Here is a 4,656-nt window from a genome sequence, read left to right as displayed (position 1 = left end):
CGACGGCCCCGGGACGGACGCGTCGTCACCGAGCGCGTCCGCGAGCAGCGCCGCCAGGTCCACCTCCGCCCGCCGCCGCCGGTCGGCCGCCAGACAGGCGGTGACCAGCGGCCGCCACCGCCCGGGCAGGGTGGCGTCCAGGCGCAGCGGTGCGCTGCCGCGCGCGTACGCCAGGGCGGCGAGCGAGCGGGCCCGGGCGGTGGCGCCGAGGAACGGGTGCAGGCCGCCGGTGAGCAGCTGGTGGGCGAGGACGCCGAAGGCCCACAGGTCGGCGCTCGGGCGCAGCGCCACGCCGTGGGTGCCGGTCCGCTGGGACCACCACTCGGGCGGCACATGGTCGGGCGAGCCGAGCGGCGGGGCGTAGGCGTGGGTGCCGTCCAGTTCGGCGGTCAGGCCGAAGTCGGCGAGCTTGGCGGTGCCGTCGGGCATCAGCAGGACGTTGGCGGGCTTGAGGTCGCCGTGCACCCAGCCGGCGGTGTGCATGTGGCGCAGCCCGGCGGCGACCTCGGCGAGGAGCCGGCCGGCGTCCGGGACGGGGTGCGGCGGCCGAGTGGCGGCCAGGACGTCCTGGAGGCTGCGCTCGGCGCGCTCCATCACCAGGGCGAGCGCGCCGTCCAGGGCCGGGTGGGCGGGGTCGGCGAGGGTGACCGCGGCGAGGGTGCGGATCAGGTGGGGGTGGTCGGCGCGCCGGCTGAAGCGCATCTCGCTGCGGGCGAGCTGGAGCATGGTGTCGCGCTGGCCGGGGCTGAGCCGGCCGGGGTGGAGGAACTTGACGGCCACCTCGTCGGGGGCTCCGGCAGCCATCGCATCGGGGCCGGCGACGGGAACCGCGTCCGGGTCGCGGCGGGCGGCATGGACGGTGCCCCAGCCGCCGGCCCCGATCCGCTCACCCACCCGGTAGCCCGCGACCGGGTAGCCGGGCGGCACCTCGAAGGCGGGTCCGCCGTCCGGTGGTCCGGCCGGGTGCGGCCGCGCCGCGCGCGCTGCCACCCTCGGATCACCCGCCGCGCCGGGGCGGGAGCAGCACCAGGTGCTCCTCCCGCACGAGGTCGAACCGCAGGGCCAGCGCCACGAGTTCCTCCCGTTTGCCGCCCGGATCGGCCGGTTCCACCGGGTCGCGCAGCCGGAGTTTGCTGCCGACCAGGTAGTCGATGTGGTAGTTGACCGCCGAGCGGCTGAGGTCCCGGCAGGCGGGCAGCTCGCGCAGCCGCGCCACCACCTCGGTCGCGCCGGGGACGGCGGCCGCGGAGGGCGAGCGCAGCCTCGGCTCGCAGAGCGCCAGCAGCACGAGGAAGTACTTGGCGGTCGGGTCCAGGGCGAACGGGCTGACCGTGCACTCGCCGTCCGACTCGGCCGACCCGGCGTCCAGGTAGGCGTGCTGGGGGGCGAAGACCTTGAACGCCACCGGTTCGCCGTGGGCAGGCAGCAGGATCCGGGAGATCTCGAACGGGACGGGCGCGCCGAGCCGTCCGGGCGCGACCTTGACGTGTTCGCCGGCGCCTTCGAGGTTCTCGACGACGTAGGTGGCGGTGGCGCTGAAGTTGGAGAGCCGCCAGTAGTCCTCGGCGGCGGTGATCTCGCCGGCGCGGCGCGACACGCCCGGGTCGGGGATCGGCACGGCGGGCGGGCGGCCGGGTTCGCCGCGCCCGAACGCGGCCGTGTCGCCAGGCCCGAGGTGCAGCAGGGCCGGACGGCCGGGCGGGGCGCCGCGCGGCGGCCTCGGCAGCCGGGCGAAGCGGCGCTCGGACGGGGCGGTCGGACGGGGATCGGGCAACTGCACGATGACCGTGGTCATCCAGGTCACCTCCGTGGGTCGGCCCGATCGTAGCCGTCCGAACCACCCGTCGGCGCCAGGCCACCCGGACGAGTGAACGGCGCGTCGTGGCGGGCGAGTTGCCGGGGGGCGCCGGACCACCGGGACCGGGGCCGTCCGTACCGGGGCGCCGGACGGCCGACACCTGACGGTAACCGCGACGTCACTGGCGCGATCGCAGCGGGTAGTTGAACGGTCACCATGAGTGTGATGCAGCACACATAGGGCATGTCACGGATTTGTGCAAGACTCATCCCACAGAGTGAGATTCCCTTCCATTCCAAGGAGGTTGACATCATGCGCGCTCGGATCGCAGCCCTGATGGTGACGGCAGCAGGGATCACGGCGGCCACGATACTTCCGGCCGCAGCCGCGGCCCCCACGCCCGAGACCGGTGCCGCCGCGTGCGCGACGGTGCTGAACCAGCCCTGCGTCTGGCAGCAGCGGGACGGCGCGGGCGGCGTCGTCGGCATGGCCCAGGTCTCTGCCGACGCCAGCCAGTTGACGGTCGTCAAGGTCGAGGTGCGCACCCAGCGCGCCTGGGGCAGCCCGTGGCTGACGGCCGCCTCCGCGACCACCGTCACCCGGGGCTCCGCCCGGGCCGTGACGCCCCGCGTCGTCACCACGGACCTCATGATGGTCTGCGCCACCGCCGGCCCCGCCCTGGAGGCGGCGCAGCAGGTGACCACCTGTACCGGCCCGTTCTGACACCCCGTCCGATGACGGGGAACTGACGGGCCGGTGCCTCGCGCGCACCGGCCCCGGCCGGCCACCGGGTCCGCAACCGGTGGCCGGCACCGCCCCGGCCACCCCGCCCGCCCCCTCCCGCCATGACCCTGCCCCGCCGCGACCCGGCCCCGGCGGCCCGGCGGCTCAGCGGTGGCGGCCCGCCAGCCAGGCGTCGAAGGCCTCCAGCGCGGGCGCCGGGTCGCGGCGGCCGACGCCGATCCGGAACCGGTCGGCGGGCGCCGGGGTCAGCTCCGAGCGGAACACGGAGGCCGGCAGCAGCAGGACGCCCGCCTCCTCGACCAGCCCGGTGCAGAACGCCTCGACGCCGTCCGCGCCGAGGTAGCGCGGGTAGGCGACGCAGCCGCCGTCCGGAGCGCGCCACTCGAAGAGGTCGGCGTGGCGGGCGAAGAACGCGTCGAAGAGCGGCAGGTTGGCCGCGACGATCGCCCGGTTGCGGGCCAGGATCGTGTCGCGGGCCTTGACCGCGATCCGGGCGAGGACCTCGCCGGGCGCGGAGTTGCAGATGGTGGTGTAGTGCTTGGCGCGCTCCAGGCGGACGCGCAACTCCCGGTCGCGGCAGACGATCCAGCCGATCCGCAGGCCCGGCAGGCCGAGCGACTTGGAGGTGACGTCGAGCGACAGGGCGCGCTCGGAGAGGTCCGCCGCGCGCGGCAGGGCGCGGGCCGGGTCGCGCTCCAGGCCGCGGTAGACCTCGTCGCTGAACAGGTGGATGCCGCGTTCGTCGCAGAGTTCGGCCAGCCGGCGGAAGTCGGCGGCGTCGATCACCTTCCCGGTGGGGTTGTTGGGGAAGTTGACGGACAGCACCCGGGTGGTCGGGCGCAGCGCGGCGACGACGGCGTCGAGGTCGAGCGCCCAGTCGCGGCCCGGGTCGAGGGCGACGCCGGTGACCTCGCAGATCGAGAGCGGAACGGTCTCGGCGGACTGGTAGTTGGGGGTGACGACGACGGCGTGGTCGTCGGGGCCGAGCAGCACCTGCATGGCCAGGTTGAGCCCCTCCTGCGCGCCGCCGAAGCAGATCACGTCCTCGGGGCCGGCCAGCTCGTACATGCCGGCGACCGCCTCCCGCAGGCCCGGGTCCCCGAAGGTCTCGGTGTAGCCGAGGGCGAGGGTCTCCCAGGCCCGCCGGTCCCCGGGGTCCGCGAGGTTGAGCAGTTCGGACATCGCCATGGTCTGCGCGTCGGAGGCGGTGAGGTGGTGGCGGGCGGTGAACTCCCAGCGGGAGAAGTACGTTTCCAGCCGGAAGTCGGGGAGCCTGGTCATGGTGGTTCTCGTTTCTGGGTCGACTCGGCGGGGTCGGTGCTACGGCTGCGCGGGCCCGGGCGGGTCGCGCAGTTCGGCGAGCAGGGTGTAGACGGTGGAGCGGGACACCTTGAGCGCCGTCGCGACGGCCGGGACGGCGCGGCGGACGGCGAGCACCCCGGCCCGGTCGAGTTCGCGGAGCACGGCGAGCCGGTCCTCGCGGCCGAGCCGCTCCAGGGGGCGTCCGTGGGCCCGGACGTAGCCGCCGATCACGTCGTTCATCCGCTCGGTCCAGTCCTGTTCGAAGAGCGGTTCCGGGCGCGGGGCGGTCGGCGCGGCGAAGGCGGCGAGCAGCGCGGAGGCGTGCTCCAGCGGCCCCCGGTCGAGGTTGACGCACAGCACGGCGGCGGGCCGGCCCGCCTCGTCGCGGAGCACGGCGCTGACCGAGGAGAGCCGGCGGCCGTCCGGCAGCAGCTTCGGGTACGGGCCGTAGACGTCGGGTGCGGCCTGGTCGAGCCCGTCGAGTTCGCCGAGCAGCGAGGGGTCGCCCGGCCCGCGGCCGCCCATCGGGTTCCAGATGGCGAGCACCTCGTCACGGACGGCGTCGTGCAGCACCACCTCGGCGTAGGGGCCGAGCAGCAGGGCGACGGCCTGGCAGGCGGGGGCCCAGGCGCGCAGGCGCGGATCGGGGGTCTCGGTGGTCACTTCTGGACTGTACGTCCAGCCTGGACGTTTCGTCCAGCGCCGATGCGGCGGCGGGGCCGGGCGCGGGGGTTGGGCCCGCCCGGGGGGGGGCGGCCGCGCGGGGCCGGGGGTGTAGGGGGGGGGGGGGGGGGGGGCGCGCCGGGCGGTTG

The 4,656-nt window shown here is 75.8% G+C and carries 5 protein-coding genes; 1 reads left to right on the top strand and 4 read right to left on the bottom strand.

Features of this window, described 5'->3' with window-relative positions; translation table 11 throughout:
* Window positions 1-990, bottom strand: a 990-nt coding sequence (locus ACFXAM_RS34515; RefSeq protein ID WP_380297346.1) for a serine/threonine-protein kinase, incomplete at its 3' end; no start/stop codon positions are given.
* Window positions 991-997: 7 nt separating this feature from the next.
* Window positions 998-1,795 (bottom strand): serine/threonine protein kinase, encoded by a 798-nt coding sequence (locus tag ACFXAM_RS34510; RefSeq protein WP_380297345.1) that lies wholly within the window; start codon window positions 1,793-1,795, stop codon window positions 998-1,000.
* A 315-nt stretch (window positions 1,796-2,110) separates the two neighbouring features.
* Here ACFXAM_RS34510 and ACFXAM_RS34505 point away from each other — a divergent pair, with 315 nt between their 5' ends.
* On the top strand, window positions 2,111-2,521 hold the full coding sequence (locus tag ACFXAM_RS34505; RefSeq protein WP_380297344.1) for a hypothetical protein: 411 nt from the start codon (window positions 2,111-2,113) through the stop codon (window positions 2,519-2,521).
* A gap of 165 nt (window positions 2,522-2,686) precedes the next feature.
* Here ACFXAM_RS34505 and ACFXAM_RS34500 read toward each other — a convergent pair whose 3' ends face one another.
* A complete protein-coding gene (locus tag ACFXAM_RS34500; RefSeq protein ID WP_380297342.1) occupies window positions 2,687-3,823 on the bottom strand; it encodes an aminotransferase class I/II-fold pyridoxal phosphate-dependent enzyme in 1,137 nt (378 codons plus the stop codon).
* Window positions 3,824-3,862: 39 nt separating this feature from the next.
* Complete coding sequence (locus ACFXAM_RS34495; protein WP_380297340.1) at window positions 3,863-4,507, bottom strand: transcriptional regulator; 645 nt, start codon at window positions 4,505-4,507, stop codon at window positions 3,863-3,865.
* Between the last annotated feature and the right edge of the window lie 149 nt (window positions 4,508-4,656).

The organism is Kitasatospora sp. NPDC059462 (genome assembly GCF_042749955.1).
GTDB lineage: Bacteria > Actinomycetota > Actinomycetes > Streptomycetales > Streptomycetaceae > Kitasatospora.
The sequence above is the reverse complement of the archived record's forward strand: the minus strand, read 5'-3'. Positions and strand labels throughout refer to the sequence as shown.

Excerpts from the sequence above, each read along its gene's own strand:
- ACFXAM_RS34510 (WP_380297345.1), bottom strand. The coding sequence starts at position 1,795 with ATGACCACGGTCATCGTGCAGTTGCCCGATCCCCGTCCGACCGCCCCG.
- ACFXAM_RS34505 (WP_380297344.1), top strand. The coding sequence starts at position 2,111 with ATGCGCGCTCGGATCGCAGCCCTGATGGTGACGGCAGCAGGGATCACG.
- ACFXAM_RS34500 (WP_380297342.1), bottom strand. The coding sequence starts at position 3,823 with ATGACCAGGCTCCCCGACTTCCGGCTGGAAACGTACTTCTCCCGCTGG.